Origin of the sequence: Calothrix sp. PCC 6303, assembly GCF_000317435.1 — a bacterium.
Taxonomy (GTDB): domain Bacteria; phylum Cyanobacteriota; class Cyanobacteriia; order Cyanobacteriales; family Nostocaceae; genus PCC-6303.
The window spans coordinates 5,196,141-5,218,157 of record NC_019751.1 but is presented as its reverse complement, the minus strand read 5'-3'; the positions used below and the strand labels follow the sequence as shown (position 1 = coordinate 5,218,157).

Sequence of the window (22,017 nt, the reverse complement as noted above, 5' to 3'; positions counted from 1 at the left end):
TAAAATGGTGCTGACCACTTAGCCAGGTGGGAAATCTCAAGGCTTTATGGAACCTAAAACCAAAACCCTGGATTTTATCGACCTTTGTAGTTTAATGCTTGAACTTTAAGTGTAAAATCACTTACTAGCATAAGCCCGTAGGGCTGGATACGCCAAAACTACACTTCTCAAGATAAACGAGGTTTATATAAATATTTCAGCAATTCAACGCAGGTTACAGCAAAATATAGTGAGTATAATCGGTGACTGAAAAGACCAACATTTACAGTGAGAAGGTTTTTATGTCCGATCAATACACATTCCAAGTAACTAATAATACCGACTTAGCGATTACAGAGCTATGGGTTTCCCTTGATGATGAAGACTGGGCTGAATTTGAGTTGGGAGAATCAGGGATTCCATCAGGGGAGACAGCAACAATTGCTTGGGCTGAATACACAAATGATTCGCCTTGTGAATGGTATATATGTGCTACTTACGAAGATGAGTCAGAATCTGATTCAGCAGTCTTCAATTTCTGTGAGGAACCAGCTTTAGTATTTAGCTAATAGCGATTAGTTTCTATCAAAAACAATGTAGAGACGCGAGAGGCGATCGCACTCTTGATTTAGCGTCTCTACAAGCCTTATAGTCAAGTAGAACTTACGCACTGTACAAATCAATCGGCGGAATAATTCGTTCCTACCACTTTGCCATCTTTGAAGTAAACAGTCATAACTTCAGCATCGTAACGACCATCAGTTAGATCAAGATTATACTGTAGGCTCTGGTTTGGTGTCGCTAGAAAACGCTTCCCATTCAACTGATGATTCTCCGCATCATTCCTATTTTCGTTATGTAGTCTCCAGTCTGGTTGACGAAACTCTCCGCTTTTCGGAAAATGCTGGGTGAATAGCTGTTGAACCTTTTCAATTGTCATCCCATTATTAATATCGAGATAAAACTTTGTAAAAGGTTTAACAGGACTCAGAACTAAAAACTGTAGAGCTAAAATACTTAAATTAAAACCAAGAAAAAGCCACAACTCTTGTTTCCGCCGAGATAATAAGAATACCGGAAGAAGTAAGATTAAGGCTAAAAAAGCCATGACTAAGTAAAACTGCCAGAACAAGGAAGCAGCTAACTCGTAATCCAGTAAGAGTGCAAATATAAACAAAGCTATTAAAAAAACAACTTCGACAAACAGTTCGATCCGTTTACTGCGACGCTTAATATATTTCATGTTAGATTTCTACCGTGCTGGGTTGGTTCTTTGTGTTGTTTATATAGCAGTGGACATCTCAGTTAGGACATAAATACTTATCTCAGAGTTTGTCTAAAAGGTAACAAGGAACAGATAAATATACCAATAAAAATAGCTACAGCTATACTAACTCAGCGTTCGCTCATTTTTGACCCGAAAATTTAATTAACCCTTACAGGGCTTCCAATCTAGGCTTTACAAGCAATTCCAGTATTTTGAGTTGAAACAAGGTTTTAGCCATTTTTATGGTTTATACCCCTCTACGTCTTAAATAGATGCTTCTAGGAGCTTAATAAAAAGTAATATTTATTACCTTGTATTCCCTGCTTACTTAAAAAATGCTCTTTTCCCTTTGAATTAAGGCTTTAATTCAATTTGGAGTTTAAAAATAAGCGAACGCACAGTACTAAGTTACGTTCTGTCGCAGCAATTTCAGGATGATGAGTAAACGAAGCGGTTGGTGTGGGTGATGCTTCTAAGGGATGAGGATTAGTTTTGGTTACGACATTACCCGGATTTCAGTACGATCATGAATAATGTTACATACAATCTTCGTTTTTTACGTTCTCATTAGTCCATTTAAAGTGTCTGGACTAGTGCAACATCTATATGAATGCAATTTGATGTATGATCGTTTTCTTGTCGCATGGAGATGACATAATTAACCTCTGACAAAAAATAGTTATGATTTATATCTGTGTAAATTTGCTCTGTAATATCTTATCTAAAATCATTCATAAGATTAAATAAAAATACTTATTAAGCATGATAAAAACAAGTTAAATACCTAGTACTTTCACTTATAAAAAAATCCCTTTTCTTGATTTCCGTAGAACCACAAATGTCTTTTTCCTGAATGTGTGACACTTTAAAAGAGATACTATATCGCCGCGATTGACTCGATTTTGGCTATGGCTAACCTCTGTGAAGCTGGAAATTTAGCATTAATAATAGAAGAAGCGGCAAGTGCAACTACACTCCCGGAAAATGTGCTGGAGTTGGCACAAACAAACATTGAAATATCTCGAATTGTTGCCCAAAATACTTGTACACCACCACAATTATTAGGAGAATTAGCAGCAGCTAAAGATTATCAAGTTCGTCAAGCTGTTGTGAGTAATCCCAATACTCCCACAGATACATTATTTCAACTTGGTACCGAATTTCCTAGCGAATTATTAGAAAATCCAGTATTTACCTTACTATTTTTAGAAAATCTAGATTTATTGACTCAGATGCCGGAAGAAACGGCAGCTTGTCTATTGAAATTAGAATCAGTTCCGGATGAATTTATTCAGTGGGGTTTAAGTCGAAACCGTTTACTGATTTCCTTAGCTTTGGCAATGAATCCGAAAACTCCCAAGGATGATTTGGAAGCTATGGTAAATAGTCGTCATAGTAAGGTTGCTGCTGTGGCTAAGTTACATGTGCAACTAGCACCGAAAATGACTACAGGGTGGAAAAATGCTGTCTCTTCTGCACTGCGAAAGCGCAAGTTAACTGACGATTATTTGTATCATGAAATTTCCCAAGAGATAGTTTTATGGGAAATTGGGGCAATCTCAGAGTCTTTATTGGGGATTCTCGAAACAAATGTCCATACCCACATTGCCCGTAATCCTGATACACCAACTCACATCTTACAGTCACTCCTGGAAAATCTCAAACGGGTGACAAAAAACACCCGTCTGGCAGCTGCGGGGAATATTAATACTCCGGTATCTATTTTGGAGCAATTAGTGGGGGATAATGATCGACAAGTGCGCTTGGCAGCATTTTTAAATCCTCATACTCCAAGTCAGATTATTCAGCGTTGGTATAGTGAATCGGCTGCTGTGAATAACCCGCAAACTTCCGGCGAAAAACTCTGTGAACTGCTTCAAAGTCAGTGGTTGCCGATTCGTCGCGGTGTTGCTTTGCACCAAAATACACCAGTATCAATTCTGGAAAACTTATCCAAAGCTAAAGATTCTCAAGTGAGAATGGCTGTTGCTGAGAATAAAAAAACACCAAAGTACTTATTAGAAACACTAGCTTATGATCGCAGTATTGTGGTGCGGTATGCGATTGTGGAAAATCCGAATACTCCCTCTAGCATTATAGAAAAGTTATCTAGTTCTAAAAACCAGAATACCCGTGAACGTGCTGCCCTGAGTGGCAATGCTACACCGGAAATGCTGCAACAGTTAGCACAGGATTTCCATTACTATGTGCGACGTAATGTTGCGGCTAATCCAAAGACACCTGTAGCAGCTTTGGCACGATTAATGGATGATATAGATTATGTGCGATCGCATCTCGCCCGCAACCCTAATCTTAACGATGAAATTTTGACTCGTCTTGCCACGGATAAATATACAGAAGTTCGCGTCGCAGTGGCACAACATCCCAAAACCTCAGTATCTTTGTTGGCAAAGTTGGCTAGCGATACTGAAAAACGTGTACGTTGTGAAGTGGTGCGTAACCCCAATACACCAGAGGATATAATTACTCAGTTAGCAGATGATCCATCTGAATATATTCAGCATGAGGTGGAAAGGGCGAAAAAAGCAAGGAAGTTGCATGATATTCACAAAGAAGATAAGTTACAAACGAATCATGCAATTAAAGCTGCTTGTAGTTTAGATACACCGATAGAAAAACTCTTAGAATTAGCCCAAAGCAAAGATACTAGAATCTTGATTCCTGCTATTTCTAACTTGTGTCAAAAATTGACATTCAAAGCCGATATATCTACTACTATTTTGGAAGAATTAGCAGCCATCTCCCATGTGAACTTTTTTGAAAATGTTCTCTTGGAATTATATACCGCGATCGCTCGTCATCCAAATACACCTTCCCATACTTTAGAACAATTATCAAAACGTTCTAATGCTTCCCTCCGAAGGTTAATTATTGATAATCCTAATATTTCTGTTTCTCACCTCGAACAATTCCTCCAGGATAAAAGCCACGAAGTCAGACATGCAGCGCTACTTGCTTACAAACAGAAATCTCCCCAAATAACTACAGATTGCAACTTCCTCAAAGAATGGGAAACTATTACTAATCCCAATACCCCCATCCACAAGCTAATTGAACTCACGAGAAGTCAATGGATTTTGATCCGCGAAGCTTTGGCACAGTATACTAATTCCACTTTGATTTTAGAAATTCTTGCCAAGGATAAACTCAAAGTAATCAAAATAGCAGTTGCTAAAAATCCCCTAACTCCGCTAAATATTCTTGAAAAACTGGCTGAATGTCCTAATACTGATAAGCTACACCAAGCTGCTGTGAAAACTTTGATGGAACATTATCCACAGCAAGCAATTAAATTTATAGAAGGTTATATTAATGTTGATACGGTGCCAACTTTGGGAAGATTTTTAGTATTATCCCACCCCCTAACTTCCACTAATATGTTAATCAAACATTCCCGTTCGTTTTCTTGGTTGGAAAGGTACGCGATTAGCCAAAATCCCAACACCCCTAAATCTGTTTGTCAGCAACTAGCAGTGGATGCAAATTGGATTGTTCAGGCTGCTGCTAAAGCAAGTTTGGAAAATAAAACATGGGAGCATCCAACTTGATTTCTGCAAGCCGCACACTCGTGAGTTCAAGTCATGAGTTAGGCTCTCCATATTTCTATATTTAAATGATTGCATATTATGATAAAATTATTGTAAGCAATTATTTAAAATCAAAATGCAGAAAGCGTTTAAAATTGCACTTATTCCTAGCCACAACCAAGAAGTCTTAATTAACAAGACGATAGGTTGTGCTAGATTTGTGTACAACCGTTTTCTGGCATTAAGGAAAGAGTTATATGCGACTGAGCAGAAAACCTTAAATTACAATACTTGTAGCCAAGAGTTAACTCTTCTCAAGAAAGAGATTGAATGGTTAAAGGAAGTAGATAAATTTGCTCTGCAAAACTCGCTCAAAAATTTAGAGGCAGCGTACAAAAACTTTTTCACTGACTTGAAAAAGTCTAAAAAGAAGAAAGGTGTCGGCTTCCCCAAATTCAAAAAGAAGTACGGTTGCAAGCAATCTTACAAGACGAATCTTACCAATGGAAACATTCAAATTATAGAGAATCGTTTAAAACTCCCCAAATTAGGATGGATAAAGTTTTATAAATCACAAGATATTACTGGAAAGCTTGTCAACGTTACCGTTACTCGGACTTCTTCTGGTAAATATATTGCTAGTATCCTCTGTGAAACTGAGATAGAAAAATATCCGATTGGCACCCAAAATATTGGTTTAGACTTGGGGATTAAATCTTATCTGGTTACTAGCGAAGGTGAAGTTATAGAAAATCCTAAATATTATCGACTTCAATTAAAGAAGTTACGCAAAGCAAATAAAAAGTTATCCCGTAGTACAAAAGGTAGTAGCAATAGAGTCAAAGCGAAAATCAAGCTGGCTCGAATCTACGAACGGATTACCAATTTGAGAGATGACTTTCTGCACAAGTTGTCAACTCGTCTAATCAAGGAAAACAGTATTATCTGTATTGAAGATTTACGAGTCGTTAACATGGTAAAGAATCACAAACTAGCATTGAGTATTTCAGATGCTAGTTGGTCTAAATTTGTTACCATGTTGGAATATAAAGCTTTGTGGCATGACAGAGTTGTGCAGAAAGTTGGTACGTTTTATCCCTCATCTCAGACTTGTAACTGCTGCGGTTTGATCAACCCATTAGTTAAAGATTTAAAGTTACGTGAATGGTCTTGTCCTAGTTGCAATAGTTACAACTTAAGGGATAAAAACGCCTCACTTAATATATTAAGTGAGGGTTTAAGATTGCTAACCGCCGTCGGTACGCCGGAGGTTATAAAAAACGCCTGTGGAGAACTTGTAAGTCCTGAATTATTTCAGGCAGAGATCGTTGAAGCAGGAATCGCGTGACTTCCAGTCATGCGAAGTTCAATATAATTGGTTATAGCTAAAGTCATGCAGAAGATCACAGTTGTAGTTAAACCTAATTCTCATCGGCAAAAAATTGAAGAACTTGAGGATGGTAGCTTGAAAGTTTACCTTAAGTCTTCACCTGTGGATGGGAAGGCAAATAAGGAATTGATTCAAGTTTTAGCCGATAGATATAATGTTCCAAAATCTCATATTTTGATTAAATTGGGATTAGCTTCACGGCAAAAGGTTGTAGAAATTGATTTATAATTGGACATAAAAGAAGAGAGAGACATTCGGTTATAAATGTCTCTACAAATGTTATTTATTGTTCTATGGTTCGGTGATGTCAATATATCTTTTTTGTTCCTTTACCCTTACAATCCAACTATTAATTGCGGGGAAACCAGTTAAATCATAATCACCTTCTGGGGCAACATGGGTGTAGGCAAATAAAGCAATATCAGCGATTGAATACCTATCGTTGACAAAAAATAAGCGATTTTGGAGATGATCCTCCATTAATTGTAAAGCTAAGTAACCCTGTTTGTGTTTTTGAGCAATCGCGCTTTTATATTCTTCCCCTTTTTTCAAAGTCGAAATCCAAAATCGGGGTACAGCAATATAAGGTTCATGACTATATTGCTCAAAAAATAACCACTGTAAAACCTGAGCGCGGAAAAATCTATCATAAGGTAGATACTCTGTTCCTTCACTTAAGTATACTAGTATGGCGTTTGATTCTGCTAAGTATTTGCCTGGTTCAATTTCTAATAGGGGAATCTTGCCGTTAGGATTTTTACTCAAAAACTCAGGAGTACGTGTCGCACCTTGAGTAATATCAAGTTCTACTCTTTCAAATGGTGTCCCTAGTTGTGTTAATAAAAGACGTATTTTGTAGCCATTGCCTGAGTGTAAAAAATCGTACAAGCGTAGCGTTTCCATGCCAAAAAGAGATTAAGTATAGATTTTGTAAGTTACAATATTTGGTGACAAAAAACAAATAGATTTGTATAAATTTTAGCTATATTTTAAAGATATTTGACTTGATCAGCTGGACTGAAACCACAGCTTTAAGTAATCTCAAACATAAAACACTGCCATACCTAGAAAAAGCTAGAAAAAATTGGGATATCAGTAATAGTTAGCATCACAAGAGTTAGAGGTTTTAGTTTAGCTGAATAGGAATATGAAGTATTAATTATTTTAGGTATTTTGATGTTTTTGGAAGTTTACCGCAGAGAATTATAAAACAGCCTTAAGGAAAGCCAAAATTTTCTATCCAAAGGTTACGTTTTATGGCTAACTCAGTAATAATTGCCTCTGAGAGCGTTAAATTCTCCTATAGAATTCACTTGGGCTTTTCAAGCCTATCCTGAGACACACGCTAAAATGTAAAAGCAGCTTCAGCAATCATCAAGTAGCCAACAACACCATAATTATTAGATAATATGCCAAGAACTCAGAAAAACGATAACTTTGTTGATAAATCCTTTACCGTGATGGCAGATATTATCCTCAAAATTCTGCCAATAAAAAAAAGAGCTAAAGATGCTTTTGTTTACTATCGTGATGGGATGTCAGCACAAGCTGAAGGTGAATATGCCGAAGCTTTGGATAACTACAAGGAGGCTTTGGAGTTGGAGGAAGATCCTGTAGATCGAAGCTACACTTTATATAATATGGGTCTAATTTATGCTAGTAATGGTGATCATGAAAAAGCTTTAGACTTGTATCACCAGGCATTAGAATTAAACCCTCGTTATTCTTCAGCTTTGAATAATATTGCTGTTATCTATCATTACCAAGGGGAGAAAGCTAAGGAAGCAGGGGATTACGATGGTGGGGAAGCATTATTTGATCAAGCTACCGACTATTGGATTCGAGCGATTCGTTTAGCTCCCAATAATTATATTGAAGCTCAAAATTGGTTGAAAACTACAGGTAGAGCGCAAATTGATATTTTGATTTAATCAAATCTCTTACCCCAAACAGCTACGAAAAATCGCGGTTTTGATTGAAACCGCGATCGCATAATTTAAATGATTGGTAATAATCAGTAATAATCAATTATCGGGTTGATGGGGTGAGAGCAGAAAAATTATCCCATAAGTAATGGTGGGTTACGGACTATCGTCTGAACCCACCCTAGAAAGACTCAAATAATCCAGTTATCAAGTTTATTTGAAATCATCTTCAACCTGATAACTATTCACTGTTAACTGATTTAAGGTGCTAAAGCATTGCCACGAAGTAAGCTAGCAAGTGTTTTAGCGGTAATTTTCAGTTGGGTAATGGGATTTGCAGGGACAACTGTTTTGTACAGGTAACTATCAAAAGTTAACTTCTGGACATCCATGTCACTACACATTTCCACAAATGCTTCACGGGTAGCATCAGAACGATAGAAGACGTTTTGTAAGATATCCAATACCTTGTAAGTCAAACCGTACTTCTTATCCCAACGCTTAATATAAACCTTGAGATCTCTCTCGGTGGGGATTGTTTCACCCTTGTTGCTAAATTCTACTATTGCTTCAGCACACATCCGTCCTGACTTCGCCGCAAAGTAAATACCTTCACCTGAAGACTTAGTGACATAACCCGCAGCATCACCCACCAAAGCTACACGTCCAACTACACGACGAGGACGGGGATGTTCGGGGATGGGGTGTGCTTCCACCTTGATAATTTTACCACCTTCGAGCTTCTTAGCTGCGCGGGCGCGAATACCAGCTTGTAACTGTTTGATGCTAGCCTTGTGAACGTGCATCGTTCCAGTTCCCACAGCAACGTGGTCATATTTGGGGAATACCCATGCGTAGAAATCAGTAGAAACATCGTCACCGACGTACATTTCTGCTAAATCTTCGTAATACGCCATTTTAGCATCGGGAATCCGGATGCGTTCTTGGAACGCGATCGCGTAATTGTAATCCCCTGCATCAATTTCTTTGGCAATGCGGGAATTAGCCCCATCAGCACCAATGATTGCATCAACTTGGAGACTCTTGGCAATCCCTTGAGCGCCACTTTCAGTATGGTCTACATAGTGGATTGTGTAAGGATCAGTATCGTTAGTGGGAATATCTAGTTTATGAACAGTAGCATTTATTAAATTAGCACCTAATGCCGCCGCGCGATCGCGTAAGAAAGCATCAAGTACTTCCCGACGACACATACCGATATATTCATCTTCCTTTATTAGATTAATATCCACCTCGCGGTTCGAGGGTGAAATCATCTTCATTTTTCGCACACGACGATCGATGATATTCGCAGGTAGATCAAACTCTTCTACCATGCATAGAGGAATAGCACCACCGCAGGGTTTCGCATTATCCAGCTTCCGCTCAAATAGATAGGTCTCGATTCCAGCCTTTGCCAAGATTTCAGCAGCAGATGAACCAGCTGGACCTGAGCCAACAACAGCAACCCGAAGTGTCAAAGGTCTTCCCCCATTTCTGACATATTAACGAGAGCAATCCTACCATGGACTTTTGGTAGTTTTTGCGGTTTGCCATCACTATTGACGGGAATCGCAATATTCCTTAATTTTTCGATACAAAACCCTGTTGTTTATAGATTTTCATTTATGGGTAGTATTGACACTGAACACATTTCCTGTAACCAAAATAGTTTAAGTTTAGGAGACACAGAGCAGAGGGTGATGGAATTTTACATGTCCGAGTGCGTAAGTCTTGATCTGAATACAATTAGATGGAGACGTTTTAGGAATCGGTTTGTTCAAACATGCGATCGCTAAAATAGAAGATGTGTTGCAAATCATAGCAACATACTTAGTGATTATGTTTACCATTTAATATATTGGAAGCGATAGTTATGAATATCGGAGAAAAAGTAGATACACTCCAAGCCGAAATTGACCAAAAGAGGCAGGAAATCCGATCCGATCACTACTCAATGTCAATTGGAGAATTGATTAGTCTCTACCAACAAGAAGAAATAGAAATTCATCCAGAATTTCAGAGATTTTTTCGTTGGTCTGATTATCAAAAAACCAAATTAATCGAATCGATTCTATTAGGTATACCAATTCCACCCATTTTTGTGTCTCAACGAGAAGATGGTATTTGGGATGTAGTGGATGGATTACAAAGACTATCTACAATATATGAATTTGTAGGTATATTAAAAGATGAAAATGGCAAACAGGTTGTTCCCTTAGTTTTGCAAAAAACTGAATATTTGCCTTCGTTGACTAGTAAAATATGGGAAGATAAAGAACACCCAGATGGCTCTATCAAAGGGTTAACTCCAACTCAAAGATTATTAATTAAAAGAGCTAAAATAGATGTTAACATTCTACTAAAAGAAAGCGATACGTTTGCTAAATATGAACTTTTTCAAAGATTGAACACTGGAGGTTCCAGAGCCAATCCTCAAGAATTGAGAAACTGTATTTTAGTTAGTTTAAATCCAAAACTATATAGATGGATTAAACAGCTAAGTGCGGATGAAAATTTTCAGTCTTGTATTTCTTTAAGTGACAAAACACTGGAAGAACAGTATGACGTTGAAATTCTATGTCGATTTTTAGTGCTGCGAAATATCGATGAAAACGCTCTTAGTAAAATTCCTGATGTAGATACATTTTTTACAGACAAAATTCAAGAAATAGCTAACAATGATAATTTCGACATGGAAGAAGAAAAAGCTGCTTTTGAAAAAACATTCCAGCTTTTAGGTGAATGTATGGGTAACGACAGTTTTAGAAAATATGATGTTGCAAAACAAAAGTTTTCTGGAGGCTTTATGTTAGCCCCTTTTGAAGCAATTGCTCTGGGAATTGGCTATAACTATAAGCAATATAATGCAACTTGTTCAGATATAAAAAACAAGATTATAGAAATTTGGTCTAATCCAGAGTTTACATCTGCTTTTGGACGAGGAAAAGATGCAAAAGCTAGATTACCTCAGCTTATTCCTCTTGGTCGTAAACTCTTTGTCTCATGAAAATTCGCACGTTGGAACATTTAAATCAGCGTCTAACGGATGATTTAATCTGGAGACGAAAAGAGATATCCGACTTAAAAAGCTTGATAGAAACTAACAGTTTTAGACTTAGCAAACATAATGCTGTGTTACGTAGTGGAGTAACACTTTTATATGCTAATTGGGAAGGATATATTAAAACTGCTGCAACTAGTTATTTAGAATTTGTTGCCAGACAGCAATTAACCTGTGAGGAGCTAGCGATAAATTTTGTAGCCGTAGCAATGAAATTTAAACTCAAGGAGGCAAGTGAAACAAATAAGGCAACCATATTTACAGAAGTTGCCAATTTCATGTTGACTCAGACAAGTCAGAAAATTTCACTTCCTTATGAAGATGTAATTTCAACAAGTTCCAATTTATCTTCTGATATTTTGCGGGAAATTGTCTGTCTTCTGGGTTTGGACTATTCTTTTTATCAAACAAAGGAAGTTATCATTAACGAACAATTACTTAAACGCAGAAATGGAATTGCTCACGGTGAGTATTTATCACTTGATCGTGAAGAATATCAACAGTTGCATAATGAAATTTTGGGAATGATGGAAAATTTTCGTACTCAAGTTGAAAATAATGCTATCCAGAAATTATATTTACGCAATCCTTAGCAATGTGACTTTATTAAACAGGAAAAATCGACCCCAACTCTTAAAAAGCAAGAATTATTTAATTTACAAATTTATGAGTAAATATTATGGAAAAATCATTTTCAGAATCAGAGCAAATTAACCCTAAGCATCCTGGTGATAGTAAGTTCAGGATTGTAGCGATCGCATGTTCTGCGGGAGGGTTACAAGCAGTGAGTAAAGTCATCTCTGCTTTACCTGCCAATTTTCCTGTACCGATTGTGATCGTACAGCATCTTGACCCGAAACACCGCTCAATGATGGCGGATATTTTGAGTAGACGCACTAAGTTGCAGGTGAAACAAGCAGAGCAGGGAGAATTGATGAATCCTGGAACAATTTATATTGCTCCACCAAATTACCATTTATTGGTGACTAGTCAGGGTTCTGTGGAACTGACACAATCGGAGGTGATACATTTTGTGCGTCCATCTGCTGATGTGCTGTTTGAGTCAGTTGCAAATAGTTATGAATCGCAGGCTATTGCTGTAATTTTAACAGGAACAGGTGTGGATGGGGCAGTTGGGGTGAGGGAAATTAAGGAGAAGGGTGGAATTGTGATTGTGGAGGATAGTGAAACATCTGAATTTGATGGAATGCCTAAAGCAGCGATTAAAACAGGTATAGTAGATCAAGTTTTACCATTATCCGAAATTGCGAGAGCTTTAATTACCTTGGTAATGGGACATAAAGCTGATGGGGAATGAAGAAGATAAGGTATTTGAAACACTGTTAGATTACTTAAAATGGACAAGAGGTTTTGATTTTTCAGGTTATAAACGCTCTACTTTACAGCGACGCATCCGTAAACAAATGCAGTCGCGGGAAATTGAATCTTTTGGGGATTATTTGGATTATTTGGAAGTTCACCCAGAAGAGTTTATTGAGCTTTTAAATACAATTTTAATTAATGTCACTGGTTTTTTTCGTGATGCTTCCGCTTGGGATTATCTTCGCAATCAGTTAATACCCCAAATTATCAGTAACAAAGCAGCAAATGAACCAATTCGGGTGTGGAGTGCTGGTTGTGCTTCGGGAGAAGAAGCTTATACCCTAGCAATGATTTTGGCAGAAGCTTTGGGAGCTAGTGAGTTTCGTCAACGAGTTAAAATATATGCGACTGATGTGGATGAAGATGCTTTAACCCATGCTCGTTCTGCTAGTTATACCAAGCAAGCGATTAAATCTGTTCCTGTAGAGTTGCAAGAAAAATATTTTGAACCGATGGGAAATCGGCAAGTATTTCGGGTAGATTTGCGTCGAGTGGTAATTTTTGGTCGTCATGACTTAATGCAAGATGCTCCCATTTCCCGCTTAGATTTGTTGGTATGTCGTAACACCTTAATGTACTTCAATGCCGATGCTCAAGCAAGAATGTTGTCACGGTTTCATTTTGCCCTCAATCCTACAGGTTTTTTATTTTTGGGGAAAGCAGAGATGTTGCTTACCCACAGTAATTTATTTACACCTTTGAGTTTACAACATCGCATCTTTGCCAAAGTACCTAAGGTACATATACGCGATCGCTTACTTGGTTTAGGGCAAACTGGTGATGAGGAAGCTAGTAATCTTGTTGCTATGCATATGCAGTTGCGGGAAGCTGCCCTAAATTCCATGCCCATTGCCCAATTAGTGATAGATTGTACTGGGAACTTAGCGATCGCTAATTTAGCAGCAAGGTTAATGTTTGGTATCACTCTCCAAAATATTGGCAGTCCCCTGCGAGATTTAGAAATTTCCTACCGTCCCGTCGAATTGCGATCACGTATTGAACAAATATATAGTGATCGTCATACCATAATTATTTCTGATGTGGTTCGCAACCTCCCCGATGGCAGTATCCAATATTTGGATGTGCAACTCACACCCCTACAGGAAAATGGCGAAAATTTGCTCGGAGTGGGAATTGCCTTTAAAGATGTCACCAACTACCACAACCTGCAAACGGAATTGCAACGGGTAACTCAAGAACTGGAAACTGCTAACGAAGAATTGCAATCTAGTAACGAAGAACTAGAAACAACTAACGAGGAATTGCAATCCACCAACGAAGAACTAGAAACCACCAACGAGGAATTACAATCTACCAACGAAGAACTAGAAACAATGAACGAAGAACTCCACTCCACCAACGAAGAATTACAAACAATTAATGATGAGTTGCGAGAGCGTACCCAGGAACTCAACCAAATCAATGCTTTCCTCCAATCCATCCTCGCCAGCATTCAAGCTGGGGTAGTTGTAATTGACCCCCAATTTAACATCCTCAGTTGGAATCAAGAAACTGAAAACCTTTGGGGATTAAGAACCGAAGAAGTCAAAGGACAATCATTTTTTAATTTGGATATTGGTTTACCTGTGGGGGAACTACGGGAGGCAATCCGAACTTGTCTTGCTGGGAAGAATCACATACAGTTGGACATAGATGCCACCAATCGTCGGGGTCGAAGTTTTCGCTGTCGAGTCACCTGCAATCCCCTAATTGGCACCACAGGAGAGCGGCAGGGGGTTATCCTCGTTATGGAGGAAGCAGAATCATGAATAATATCACAGCGTTAGAGACAAAGCTCCAAAATGCTCAATTCAGAGTTGGTATCCTATCACAGAATACGAATCAGTTACTTCTAGAACCGGAATTACTCTCATCTGCTCTTGAAGAATTAGCAATAGTCTTAGAGGAACTTAATGTTCAACATGAGGAACTATTACAAACTCGCCAGGAATTGGAATTAGAACGGCAACATTATTGGGAATTATTTGAATTTGCTCCCGATGCCTACATAGTCACAGATACCCTAGGTGTGATTCAGCAAGCTAATCGTTTCGCTAGCGGATTCTTGGGGGTGCGAACAGATTTTTTGATTGGCAAACCATTGCTTGTTTTTGTTGGCAAGGCAGAGCGTACAGCCTTTCACAACCAACTTAGTCAGCCAGAAAAGTTACTCCAGTCTCAACATTGGCAGATCGAAATTCAACCCCGTCGCGGCGAAGCATTTCCAGCCGTGATTGCTGTTTCTGCTGTTTATGATACTCAAAAAAAACTAGTTGGTTGGCGTTGGCTATTACGTGACATTGCTGACTTACCACAATCGATGACAATTGTCAATTCTGTAGATTCGTCGCAGGAACTTCAGGAATTGCGTTCGCGCTACATTCAGACAATTTCCCATGAATTCCGCACACCAATGACTGTTGTCCAAACTTCAGTCGAGTTGCTAGAAAACTATGACGGAAAAATTAGCCGAGAGACGCGAGCTAGATGTTTTCAAGTCATCAGAACTGGAATTCAATCAATGCTGCGTTTGCTAGAACAAGTATCACTGTACAAAGCCGAATTAAGTCAACTCAAAGTTAATTCTAGCCAAATTAATTTACAGCAAGTTTGTGAAAATGCGATCGCACTGCATCAACCCAAAGGCGATGATTTACATACTTTGGAATTAAATTGTCACCTAACTGAATCTTGGGTTAACTTAGATGCAACAATGCTACATATTATTTTAGATAATCTGCTTAATAATGCCATCACATATTCACCCAAAGGTGGAGTAATCCAACTTAACTTACATCAGCAAAATCACCAAATTGTCCTCGAAGTCAAAGATCAAGGTATTGGTATTCCTACCGAAGACTTACCCAGACTCTACGAACCATTTCATCGAGCCAAAAATGTCGTCAACTTCCTACCTGGTATTGGCTTTGGTTTAGCAATTGTCAAAAAAATAGTGGATTTGTTAGAAGGTGCGATCGCTATCGACAGTAAACTGGGTGTTGGTACCACTGTAACTATCACCCTCCCCCTATAAAATCCTTCAAAATCAATTACTTTAGCAATAATTGAGCTATGCTTTGAGAAATCTTAAATCCGGGATTATGTTCCAACCAAAAGAATTCACCCACTGGATTTACTTCTAGAAAATAATACTTACCATCTGGAGTTAAGATAATATCAATAGCTCCATAATTCAAGCCAAAATATCTCATTAATTGTAGTAACTTAGTTTCCACATCTTCCGGCAATTGATATTCTTGCCAAGAATTGATTAAGGCTAAACCTTTTTTCCGCCAATCACTTTCAGCCTCTTTCATCACCTGTGAATCCACTGCGGCTGTAAATATCTGATTTCCAACTATAGTTACTCGTAACTCTAAAGCTTTAGGAATATTCTCTTGAAAAGTCATGGGACAGAACTGCAAACCGTCCAAGTTTTCTAAATCTTCTCGTGTCACCGGATTAGTAAAAACTACCTGATCCTCACCTTTGCTATTATAAATAGCAAAAGACGATAGAGTTTTTGTCACAATTTGATAATTACATTCAGCGGCAAACTTCCTCACAGTAGCAGGATTATTACTAATCAGAGTTCGGGGAATATTTAAACCAAAATCCCGTGCGACTTGAAGTTGTAACTGCTTATTTTCAGCCCGACGGACATTCTCCAAAGGATCTAAATGAAACCCGCGAATACTTGCCAACATCCCTTGGAAAGTAGCGCGGGATTCTCCCAGGGAAGCGTCACGAAGTTGAGAATTCATGGTTTCCGGGATTTTGGCACCTATAGCCACACGACGATACCAAACAGCAGAAACCTCATTTAAATCAACATGGTGATTACCATCAGTAATTACGTGACGTTCCTCTTTGCCACCATAATACACATCAAGGTGGATTTCAGTGGGAAAGCGATCGCTATTGAAGCGGAAACAGCTTTTTCCACCATAAGCGATAATCGCGTCCATTACACGATCAATACATTGGTTGTCTTGACTGTGGGTAATAATTAAAATCGTCATTTGCTATTTGATGTAAGGAGAACCATAACCGAATTGAGGAAATGGTAAGTTGGTAGAGAATTTGGGCATATCAAAAGGACTTTTAGGTTGTTCTGTAGAATATCCGCCATCTGCTGTATCGCTATCAGAAGGATAAGCCATAGTGACAACTTGACCATTTCCACCAGAAATCTCATTTAGTTCCTCAATCGACATATCCTCAGCTTGATTTTCCAAGTAGCGGACAAAAAATGGAAGTACTTGCTTCTCGGTTGACATAAAATTTACCTCTATATATTTTTAGTTTATTGACTAGTTACTTGCTTTCATAGAAAGCCGTGTTTTCTAGCACTATGTTTAGTCATAGGGGTAGTTATATTTTTTTATGCAAATATAGAGTTTTCCACTCCAGTAATAAGCTGTTAAGCGCCTACTTTGTATATTTAAAGCGGGCAAGATGCCCGCACCACAAAGGTTATAATTTCTGAATTTATAGGATTTAGCTGCGTAGCAGCTTACCAATTTGAAAAAATACGAGAGATACTTTACCGCTACAGCATATATCTGGCAGAGGTTCCAACCCTTTTTTTGATTGTTATCACTGGACAAATCCAAATTTTCCCAAAAAACTTTTCCCAACTGTGCATAAACCAACCCAGGCAAACCTAAAGCTGAGTGAGAGGGCAAAACCCCATAAAAAATAACTAAAATTCAAGGATTACTAACGATGAACTTCCGCAAATTAACTACTTCTTTATTAGCTGCAACAACTTTATTAGCTTCTGCACTTCCCGCTAATGCTGGTCCTTTTGATGGTGTTTCTGGTGGTGTTTTTAAACCCGGTGCAGTTTCTCCCGCTGGCAATGTTACACCAAGTAATTCCCCTGCACCAGTTGGTAACAGCGAAGTTCAAGGTTTAGGAGATCATCAATCTTGGGTTGACCCCAAAGTTTTGGCAAAAGATCCCCGCGCACTTTGTACTGATGTTGGTTTAGGTAACAACACCCGTAGCAGCGCTAGTAAGATTGCCCTTGCCAATTCTACCAGTACTCGTTCTAATTCCAGCAAAAGCCACAATGATGGTGGTGGAGGGGGTGCAAGCTTTTTAGGAATTGGTATTAGTGGTAGCGGTTCTAGTCAAGGTAGTCAAAATAGTAGTAATTCTAAAGATACTCGGAATAATACTAATGAGGAAAGGAGCAGCAATTCTTCTACCGTAGTTCAAGGCAGAAATTGTGATGCTTTTGTAAATTCAGCGGCTGCAAGAGATATGAATTATCAAGATAATTTGACCCGCCGTTATGAAATTAAAACTGGTCGTCGTGGACAACAAGTTAATCAACTTTTAGAGGATAAATCTAATCAAAAATAATTGTATCAGCTATTTAGGGTGTGTCAGTGGTAGGTTGACACACCGTTTTTTCAGAGTTTGCTTGGATACATTCAACATTAATAGAAGTTCCACCCCGAATAAAAATTCCCGGTGGAACGCCTCTACTGTTGTAAATTACTTGATTGATAGGATTTAAAATGAAAGTCGAAAAAATTACCCAGTTATTCACTATTAATCTCGTTATTTATATATCTGTTTTATCTCCAGTTTTAGCTCAAACATCTAATGCCAACTCATCAAGAAATTACAATTCAAAATCACCAATTTTTCCTTATCTAATCGAAAATCCCAATGCTGGTAATTCTCTAATTAGAATCCGTTGTCTTTCTACACAAAGACAACTAACTAGAGAAACCCAGCGACGGATAATTAGGGATACTTTATTGCGACCAGAGACTCAAAATACGGTGACAATAGAAATTGAGGGAAATTGTCATCACATAGCAGTTCCTGAATACCAGCAATTTGATGATTTTGCTCCTGATGACTATTGGTTAACTCGTCCTGGTTCGGGATGGGATTGGAAATTGCGACGGTGAATAAGGATTTTTCAATACTTAAATACATAAAAAGCAAATATTATTTGTATAATTAATTACTTTTTGTGGATAAATTATCTAAATCTGCAAAACTAATTTTTATATATCAAACTACTAGCCGGAATGACACACTAATGTGACAATAGACTGTACTCCGTAGAGACACAAAAACAATCATGACAATGCATTCTACTCTTCAACGTGCATTCGCTATTCGCCGCGCACTAAAAGTAATCAGCGGTTTAAATAATTTTGATGCATCTAGCGTTAGCGCGATCGCTAAAGCTGCCGAACTCGGTGGTGCAACGTTTGTTGATATCGCTGCCGATCCGGAATTAGTCAAATTAGTTAAAAGCTTGATTAATTTACCTGTTTGTGTATCAGCAGTTGAACCACGGAAATTTGTGGAAGCTGTGGCAGCAGGTGCCGATTTAATTGAAATTGGTAATTTTGATTCATTTTATGCCCAAGGCAGACGATTTGAGGCAGAAGAAGTATTAGCGCTAACTGTCCAAACTCGCGCTTTAGTTCCTGAAATTACTTTGTCGGTAACGGTTCCCCATATTCTAACTTTGGATAAACAAGTTGAATTAGCCGAAGAATTGGTAAAAGTTGGGGCTGATATTATTCAAACTGAAGGTGGTACCAGCAGTCATCCAACACATTCTGGTACTTTGGGAATGATTGAAAAAGCAGCACCAACAGTTGCCGCAGCTTACGAGATTTCCCGCGCAGTATCGGTTCCTGTGCTCTGTGCTTCGGGTATTTCCAGTGTAACTGCTCCCATTGCCACCGCAGCGGGTGCAGCAGGTGTGGGTGTTGGTTCTGCCATTAACCAACTCAACAGCGAAATTGCCATGATTGCCGCAGTTCGCGGTTTGGTTGAAGCTTTAGCAACCAGCAATACTTCTTCCCATAACTTTGCTTAATTTTTGAATTCCAGAACCCTGACTTCTAAATAAGTCGGGGTTCTGAGGGACTTGCTTTTTAATAAAGTACCAATCTAAACGTAGTAGTCTGTCAACTTTATTTTGACGGTTATGTACACATCTAAAATCCTGTAGAGACGTACCACTGCTACGTCTCTACAACTGTCATTTTGCTCTTGACAGACTAGTCGTTATCATCGGTGCGTGACGCTACAAATACTAATCACTCCACAATTATGTTGTCGTAGCGTCACACACCCTACATCTTGAGGTTTAACTCAAAGAATCTTTCAGTGCATAAATTACCTGTTCCTGCTGTTCTTCACTCAGTTCAGGAAACATGGGTAAAGATAATACTTCGTGACTAATTTGCTCAGAAACAGGAAGTTGTCCAGGTTCGTAGTTCAAATTGGCGTAAACTGGCTGTAAATGTAATGGCATTGGATAGTAAACCATTGTATTTACACCAAGTTCTTGTAATTTTTGCCGTAACCAATCCCGTTTCCCATCCAAAACGCGGATTGTGTACTGATTCCATACACCTTTACCCTTGGATAATTCTTGGGGGATGATGATACCGGGGATCTGAGATAAAGGGCTATGGTAGCGTGATGCGATCGCTCTCCGCTGCTGATTCCACATATCTAAATATTTCAGCTTGATTTGTAAAATTGCTGCCTGAATCGCATCTAAGCGACTATTTACACCTACTGCTTCGTAATAATACTGGTTTGATTGACCATGATTTTTAATCACTCGCATCATTGCCGCCAATTCTGGGTCGTTTGTAGTAATTGCACCTCCATCACCACAGCCGCCTAAATTCTTTGTTGGGTAAAAACTAAAACATCCAACATGACCAATACTACCTACTTTTTTCCTTCCCCAAGTTGCCCCGGTTGATTGGGCACAATCTTCAATCACAAAAATATTTTTAGCTGTAGCTAATTCCATCAGGGAATCCATATCTACAGGTTGCCCAAATAAATGTACTGGAATTACGGCTCTAGTTTTCGGTGTAATTGCGGCTGCTAACTGTCTTAAATCAAGATTGTATGTACCAGGATTAATATCGATAAATACGGGTTTTGCCCCCACAGCACTAATTACTTCCGAAGTGGCAATAAAGGTAAAAGGTGTGGTTATAACCTCATCCCCGGCACCAATTTCCAAAGCACGTAAAGCCAGATAAAGGGCATCAGTCCCAGAATTGCAGGCGATACAATTTGATACACGATGATACGCTGCAAACTGCTGTTCAAAACCTTCAATTACAGGTCCACCAATGTAGCGTCCGGAGGCTAATACATCCAGCACAGCAGCACTAATTTCGGCTTCCATACTGGCATATTGCAATTTATTATCAAAAGCAGGGATCGAATTTAGACTTGGCACCATGGTTTTGGTTAAGTAGGAAGTAAATGTGGATAGGAATTCTTAACTGATTAAATTTTTAATCAAAAAAGCTGACTGAGACTGTTGTCCGCAATACGCTTTGATGAGAGTTTTTACTGAGTTATTTTACAAAGGGCGATCATCTTGGCATTGCCAAAGATAATATATCAACACAAGATCTAATTTAGATCACATCAGTTCCCGGTGGTTTGTGTTGATGAGGTAAATTAATGCCAGAAGGAATTATCAAGTTAGATTTTATTGATTTGGCTGCTGCTGTCGCTTTGATAGCTATAACCATTGGTTTATCTGCCTGGGAAAGGTTGGGAATCGAGTTTAACCTGCTGATAGCAACGGGAAGAACAATCCTCCAATTAATGGTTTTAGGGTATATTTTAGAATTTATTTTTGCTTTAAATAGTCCTGTTGCAGTTTTCGCAATTTTAATTATCATACTGACAATTAGCGCGATCGCACTTCGCAACCGCATCGCTCCCAAGCTACCTTTATTGTTACCCTTGGTGTGGGGTGCGATGTTGGTGAGTACACTGTTAACCCTGGGATACATCAACTTGCTGATTCTTCAACCTGAACCGTGGTTTGCACCGAGGTATTTGATTCCTTTGGGGGGAATCATTTTAGCAAGTTCCATGAATGTCGCAGCAATTGCCGGGGAACGTTTGGTAAAAACTATTGATTCGAGTCACCTAGAAATTGAAACCCACCTCAGTTTGGGTGCAACCCCCCAACAAGCAGTAGCTAAATATCGTCAAGAAGCCATCAAAGCCGCAATGTCACCGACAATTAATCAAATGATGCTAGTGGGGATGGTGACACTACCAGGGGTATTTTCTGGGCAGTTGCTGGGGGGTGTGAAAGCAGAAGAAGCCGCATCCTATCAGGTTATTATTCTGTGCGCGATCGCATTCGCCAATTTATTGACTACAATCTTGCTAACACGGGGATTATCACGTCAATTTTTTAACAATGTGGCACAGCTAATTTAACCTAAGTAAGTCGGCAGAAATAAACAGAACTATATAACGGAATGTAAATAAACTTTAAACCTTTACCCCTACTGTCTTGTCCTGATGACAATTTTCAATGTCCAACCTGCTTACACCAAATTTTACCCTGTAGAGACGAGACATGTCACGTCTCTCTTTATTGATTAGTTAATTTATTGATTAATTCATCTACCTTG

20 protein-coding genes are annotated in these 22,017 nt (G+C 38.6%); 14 read left to right on the top strand and 6 right to left on the bottom strand.

Features of this window, described 5'->3' with window-relative positions; all coding sequences use genetic code 11:
• Window positions 1-281: 281 nt before the first annotated feature.
• A complete protein-coding gene (locus CAL6303_RS21150; RefSeq protein ID WP_015199871.1) occupies window positions 282-548 on the top strand; it encodes a hypothetical protein in 267 nt (88 codons plus the stop codon).
• Window positions 549-658: 110 nt separating this feature from the next.
• Here the strand turns inward: CAL6303_RS21150 and CAL6303_RS21145 are convergent, their stop codons facing one another.
• Window positions 659-1,222 (bottom strand): hypothetical protein, encoded by a 564-nt coding sequence (locus CAL6303_RS21145; RefSeq protein WP_015199870.1) that lies wholly within the window; start codon window positions 1,220-1,222, stop codon window positions 659-661.
• A gap of 932 nt (window positions 1,223-2,154) precedes the next feature.
• Between CAL6303_RS21145 and CAL6303_RS21140 the strand changes: the two genes are divergently transcribed.
• The 3 genes from CAL6303_RS21140 (at window position 2,155) to CAL6303_RS21130 (ending at window position 6,412) form a co-directional block, all read left to right on the top strand.
• Complete coding sequence (locus CAL6303_RS21140) at window positions 2,155-4,815, top strand: hypothetical protein (RefSeq protein ID WP_015199869.1); 2,661 nt, start codon at window positions 2,155-2,157, stop codon at window positions 4,813-4,815.
• Between the two features lie 115 nt (window positions 4,816-4,930).
• Window positions 4,931-6,142, top strand: coding sequence for an IS200/IS605 family element RNA-guided endonuclease TnpB (gene tnpB, locus CAL6303_RS21135; protein ID WP_015198555.1), 1,212 nt, complete (start codon window positions 4,931-4,933; stop codon window positions 6,140-6,142).
• A gap of 45 nt (window positions 6,143-6,187) precedes the next feature.
• A complete protein-coding gene (locus tag CAL6303_RS21130; protein ID WP_015199868.1) occupies window positions 6,188-6,412 on the top strand; it encodes a DUF167 domain-containing protein in 225 nt (74 codons plus the stop codon).
• Between the two features lie 63 nt (window positions 6,413-6,475).
• Here CAL6303_RS21130 and CAL6303_RS21125 read toward each other — a convergent pair whose 3' ends face one another.
• Complete coding sequence (locus CAL6303_RS21125) at window positions 6,476-7,087, bottom strand: glutathione S-transferase family protein (RefSeq protein WP_015199867.1); 612 nt, start codon at window positions 7,085-7,087, stop codon at window positions 6,476-6,478.
• A gap of 506 nt (window positions 7,088-7,593) precedes the next feature.
• Here CAL6303_RS21125 and CAL6303_RS21120 point away from each other — a divergent pair.
• Window positions 7,594-8,115: a photosystem I assembly protein Ycf3 gene (locus CAL6303_RS21120; protein ID WP_015199866.1), complete on the top strand. Its 522-nt coding sequence runs from the start codon at window positions 7,594-7,596 to the stop codon at window positions 8,113-8,115.
• A gap of 254 nt (window positions 8,116-8,369) precedes the next feature.
• Here CAL6303_RS21120 and chlP read toward each other — a convergent pair whose 3' ends face one another.
• On the bottom strand, window positions 8,370-9,590 hold the full coding sequence (gene chlP / locus CAL6303_RS21115) for a geranylgeranyl reductase (protein ID WP_015199865.1): 1,221 nt from the start codon (window positions 9,588-9,590) through the stop codon (window positions 8,370-8,372).
• A gap of 395 nt (window positions 9,591-9,985) precedes the next feature.
• Between chlP and CAL6303_RS21110 the strand changes: the two genes are divergently transcribed.
• The 5 genes from CAL6303_RS21110 to CAL6303_RS21090 all read left to right on the top strand — a co-directional run bounded on the left by CAL6303_RS21110 (window position 9,986) and on the right by CAL6303_RS21090 (window position 15,590).
• Entirely contained in the window at window positions 9,986-11,119 is a 1,134-nt protein-coding gene (locus CAL6303_RS21110) for a DUF262 domain-containing protein (RefSeq protein ID WP_015199864.1), read from the top strand.
• On the top strand, window positions 11,116-11,766 hold the full coding sequence (locus CAL6303_RS21105; RefSeq protein WP_015199863.1) for an MAE_28990/MAE_18760 family HEPN-like nuclease: 651 nt from the start codon (window positions 11,116-11,118) through the stop codon (window positions 11,764-11,766). Before CAL6303_RS21110 ends, CAL6303_RS21105 begins: the two co-directional genes overlap by 4 nt.
• A gap of 86 nt (window positions 11,767-11,852) precedes the next feature.
• Window positions 11,853-12,491, top strand: coding sequence for a chemotaxis protein CheB (locus CAL6303_RS21100; protein ID WP_015199862.1), 639 nt, complete (start codon window positions 11,853-11,855; stop codon window positions 12,489-12,491).
• Entirely contained in the window at window positions 12,481-14,325 is a 1,845-nt protein-coding gene (locus CAL6303_RS21095) for a CheR family methyltransferase (RefSeq protein WP_015199861.1), read from the top strand. Before CAL6303_RS21100 ends, CAL6303_RS21095 begins: the two co-directional genes overlap by 11 nt.
• Complete coding sequence (locus CAL6303_RS21090; RefSeq protein ID WP_015199860.1) at window positions 14,322-15,590, top strand: PAS domain-containing sensor histidine kinase; 1,269 nt, start codon at window positions 14,322-14,324, stop codon at window positions 15,588-15,590. Before CAL6303_RS21095 ends, CAL6303_RS21090 begins: the two co-directional genes overlap by 4 nt.
• Before the next feature lie 16 nt (window positions 15,591-15,606).
• On the opposite strand, the gene CAL6303_RS21085 is transcribed toward CAL6303_RS21090, so the two are convergent.
• The gene (locus CAL6303_RS21085) at window positions 15,607-16,578 is read right to left on the bottom strand and encodes an MvdD family ATP-grasp ribosomal peptide maturase (protein ID WP_015199859.1); all 972 of its coding nucleotides are present in this window, start codon (window positions 16,576-16,578) and stop codon (window positions 15,607-15,609) included.
• 3 nt (window positions 16,579-16,581) lie between these two features.
• The gene (locus CAL6303_RS21080; protein ID WP_015199858.1) at window positions 16,582-16,836 is read right to left on the bottom strand and encodes a microviridin/marinostatin family tricyclic proteinase inhibitor; all 255 of its coding nucleotides are present in this window, start codon (window positions 16,834-16,836) and stop codon (window positions 16,582-16,584) included.
• A gap of 448 nt (window positions 16,837-17,284) precedes the next feature.
• On the opposite strand from CAL6303_RS21080, the gene CAL6303_RS21075 reads away from it, so the two are divergent.
• The 3 genes from CAL6303_RS21075 (at window position 17,285) to CAL6303_RS21065 (ending at window position 19,418) form a co-directional block, all read left to right on the top strand.
• Complete coding sequence (locus CAL6303_RS21075) at window positions 17,285-17,929, top strand: hypothetical protein (RefSeq protein WP_015199857.1); 645 nt, start codon at window positions 17,285-17,287, stop codon at window positions 17,927-17,929.
• Between the two features lie 158 nt (window positions 17,930-18,087).
• On the top strand, window positions 18,088-18,489 hold the full coding sequence (locus CAL6303_RS21070; RefSeq protein ID WP_015199856.1) for a hypothetical protein: 402 nt from the start codon (window positions 18,088-18,090) through the stop codon (window positions 18,487-18,489).
• 176 nt (window positions 18,490-18,665) lie between these two features.
• The gene (locus CAL6303_RS21065; protein ID WP_015199855.1) at window positions 18,666-19,418 is read left to right on the top strand and encodes a DUF561 domain-containing protein; all 753 of its coding nucleotides are present in this window, start codon (window positions 18,666-18,668) and stop codon (window positions 19,416-19,418) included.
• A 273-nt stretch (window positions 19,419-19,691) separates the two neighbouring features.
• Here CAL6303_RS21065 and CAL6303_RS21060 read toward each other — a convergent pair whose 3' ends face one another.
• Window positions 19,692-20,816: a DegT/DnrJ/EryC1/StrS family aminotransferase gene (locus tag CAL6303_RS21060; protein WP_015199854.1), complete on the bottom strand. Its 1,125-nt coding sequence runs from the start codon at window positions 20,814-20,816 to the stop codon at window positions 19,692-19,694.
• A gap of 227 nt (window positions 20,817-21,043) precedes the next feature.
• Here CAL6303_RS21060 and CAL6303_RS21055 point away from each other — a divergent pair, with 227 nt between their 5' ends.
• Window positions 21,044-21,820, top strand: coding sequence for an ABC transporter permease (locus CAL6303_RS21055; protein ID WP_015199853.1), 777 nt, complete (start codon window positions 21,044-21,046; stop codon window positions 21,818-21,820).
• The last annotated feature ends 197 nt before the right edge of the window (window positions 21,821-22,017 follow it).

What these genes read in the sequence shown, in the direction of transcription:
- CAL6303_RS21090 (WP_015199860.1), top strand. Translation starts at nt 14,322, where the DNA reads ATGAATAATATCACAGCGTTAGAGACAAAGCTCCAAAATGCTCAATTC.
- CAL6303_RS21065 (WP_015199855.1), top strand. Translation starts at nt 18,666, where the DNA reads ATGACAATGCATTCTACTCTTCAACGTGCATTCGCTATTCGCCGCGCA.
- CAL6303_RS21085 (WP_015199859.1), bottom strand. Translation starts at nt 16,578, where the DNA reads ATGACGATTTTAATTATTACCCACAGTCAAGACAACCAATGTATTGAT.
- CAL6303_RS21105 (WP_015199863.1), top strand. Translation starts at nt 11,116, where the DNA reads ATGAAAATTCGCACGTTGGAACATTTAAATCAGCGTCTAACGGATGAT.
- CAL6303_RS21100 (WP_015199862.1), top strand. Translation starts at nt 11,853, where the DNA reads ATGGAAAAATCATTTTCAGAATCAGAGCAAATTAACCCTAAGCATCCT.
- tnpB (WP_015198555.1), top strand. Translation starts at nt 4,931, where the DNA reads ATGCAGAAAGCGTTTAAAATTGCACTTATTCCTAGCCACAACCAAGAA.
- CAL6303_RS21075 (WP_015199857.1), top strand. Translation starts at nt 17,285, where the DNA reads ATGAACTTCCGCAAATTAACTACTTCTTTATTAGCTGCAACAACTTTA.
- CAL6303_RS21060 (WP_015199854.1), bottom strand. Translation starts at nt 20,816, where the DNA reads ATGGTGCCAAGTCTAAATTCGATCCCTGCTTTTGATAATAAATTGCAA.
- CAL6303_RS21095 (WP_015199861.1), top strand. Translation starts at nt 12,481, where the DNA reads ATGGGGAATGAAGAAGATAAGGTATTTGAAACACTGTTAGATTACTTA.
- CAL6303_RS21145 (WP_015199870.1), bottom strand. Translation starts at nt 1,222, where the DNA reads ATGAAATATATTAAGCGTCGCAGTAAACGGATCGAACTGTTTGTCGAA.
- CAL6303_RS21070 (WP_015199856.1), top strand. Translation starts at nt 18,088, where the DNA reads ATGAAAGTCGAAAAAATTACCCAGTTATTCACTATTAATCTCGTTATT.
- CAL6303_RS21150 (WP_015199871.1), top strand. Translation starts at nt 282, where the DNA reads ATGTCCGATCAATACACATTCCAAGTAACTAATAATACCGACTTAGCG.
- CAL6303_RS21080 (WP_015199858.1), bottom strand. Translation starts at nt 16,836, where the DNA reads ATGTCAACCGAGAAGCAAGTACTTCCATTTTTTGTCCGCTACTTGGAA.
- CAL6303_RS21140 (WP_015199869.1), top strand. Translation starts at nt 2,155, where the DNA reads ATGGCTAACCTCTGTGAAGCTGGAAATTTAGCATTAATAATAGAAGAA.
- CAL6303_RS21110 (WP_015199864.1), top strand. Translation starts at nt 9,986, where the DNA reads ATGAATATCGGAGAAAAAGTAGATACACTCCAAGCCGAAATTGACCAA.
- CAL6303_RS21055 (WP_015199853.1), top strand. Translation starts at nt 21,044, where the DNA reads ATGCCAGAAGGAATTATCAAGTTAGATTTTATTGATTTGGCTGCTGCT.
- CAL6303_RS21130 (WP_015199868.1), top strand. Translation starts at nt 6,188, where the DNA reads ATGCAGAAGATCACAGTTGTAGTTAAACCTAATTCTCATCGGCAAAAA.
- CAL6303_RS21125 (WP_015199867.1), bottom strand. Translation starts at nt 7,087, where the DNA reads ATGGAAACGCTACGCTTGTACGATTTTTTACACTCAGGCAATGGCTAC.
- CAL6303_RS21120 (WP_015199866.1), top strand. Translation starts at nt 7,594, where the DNA reads ATGCCAAGAACTCAGAAAAACGATAACTTTGTTGATAAATCCTTTACC.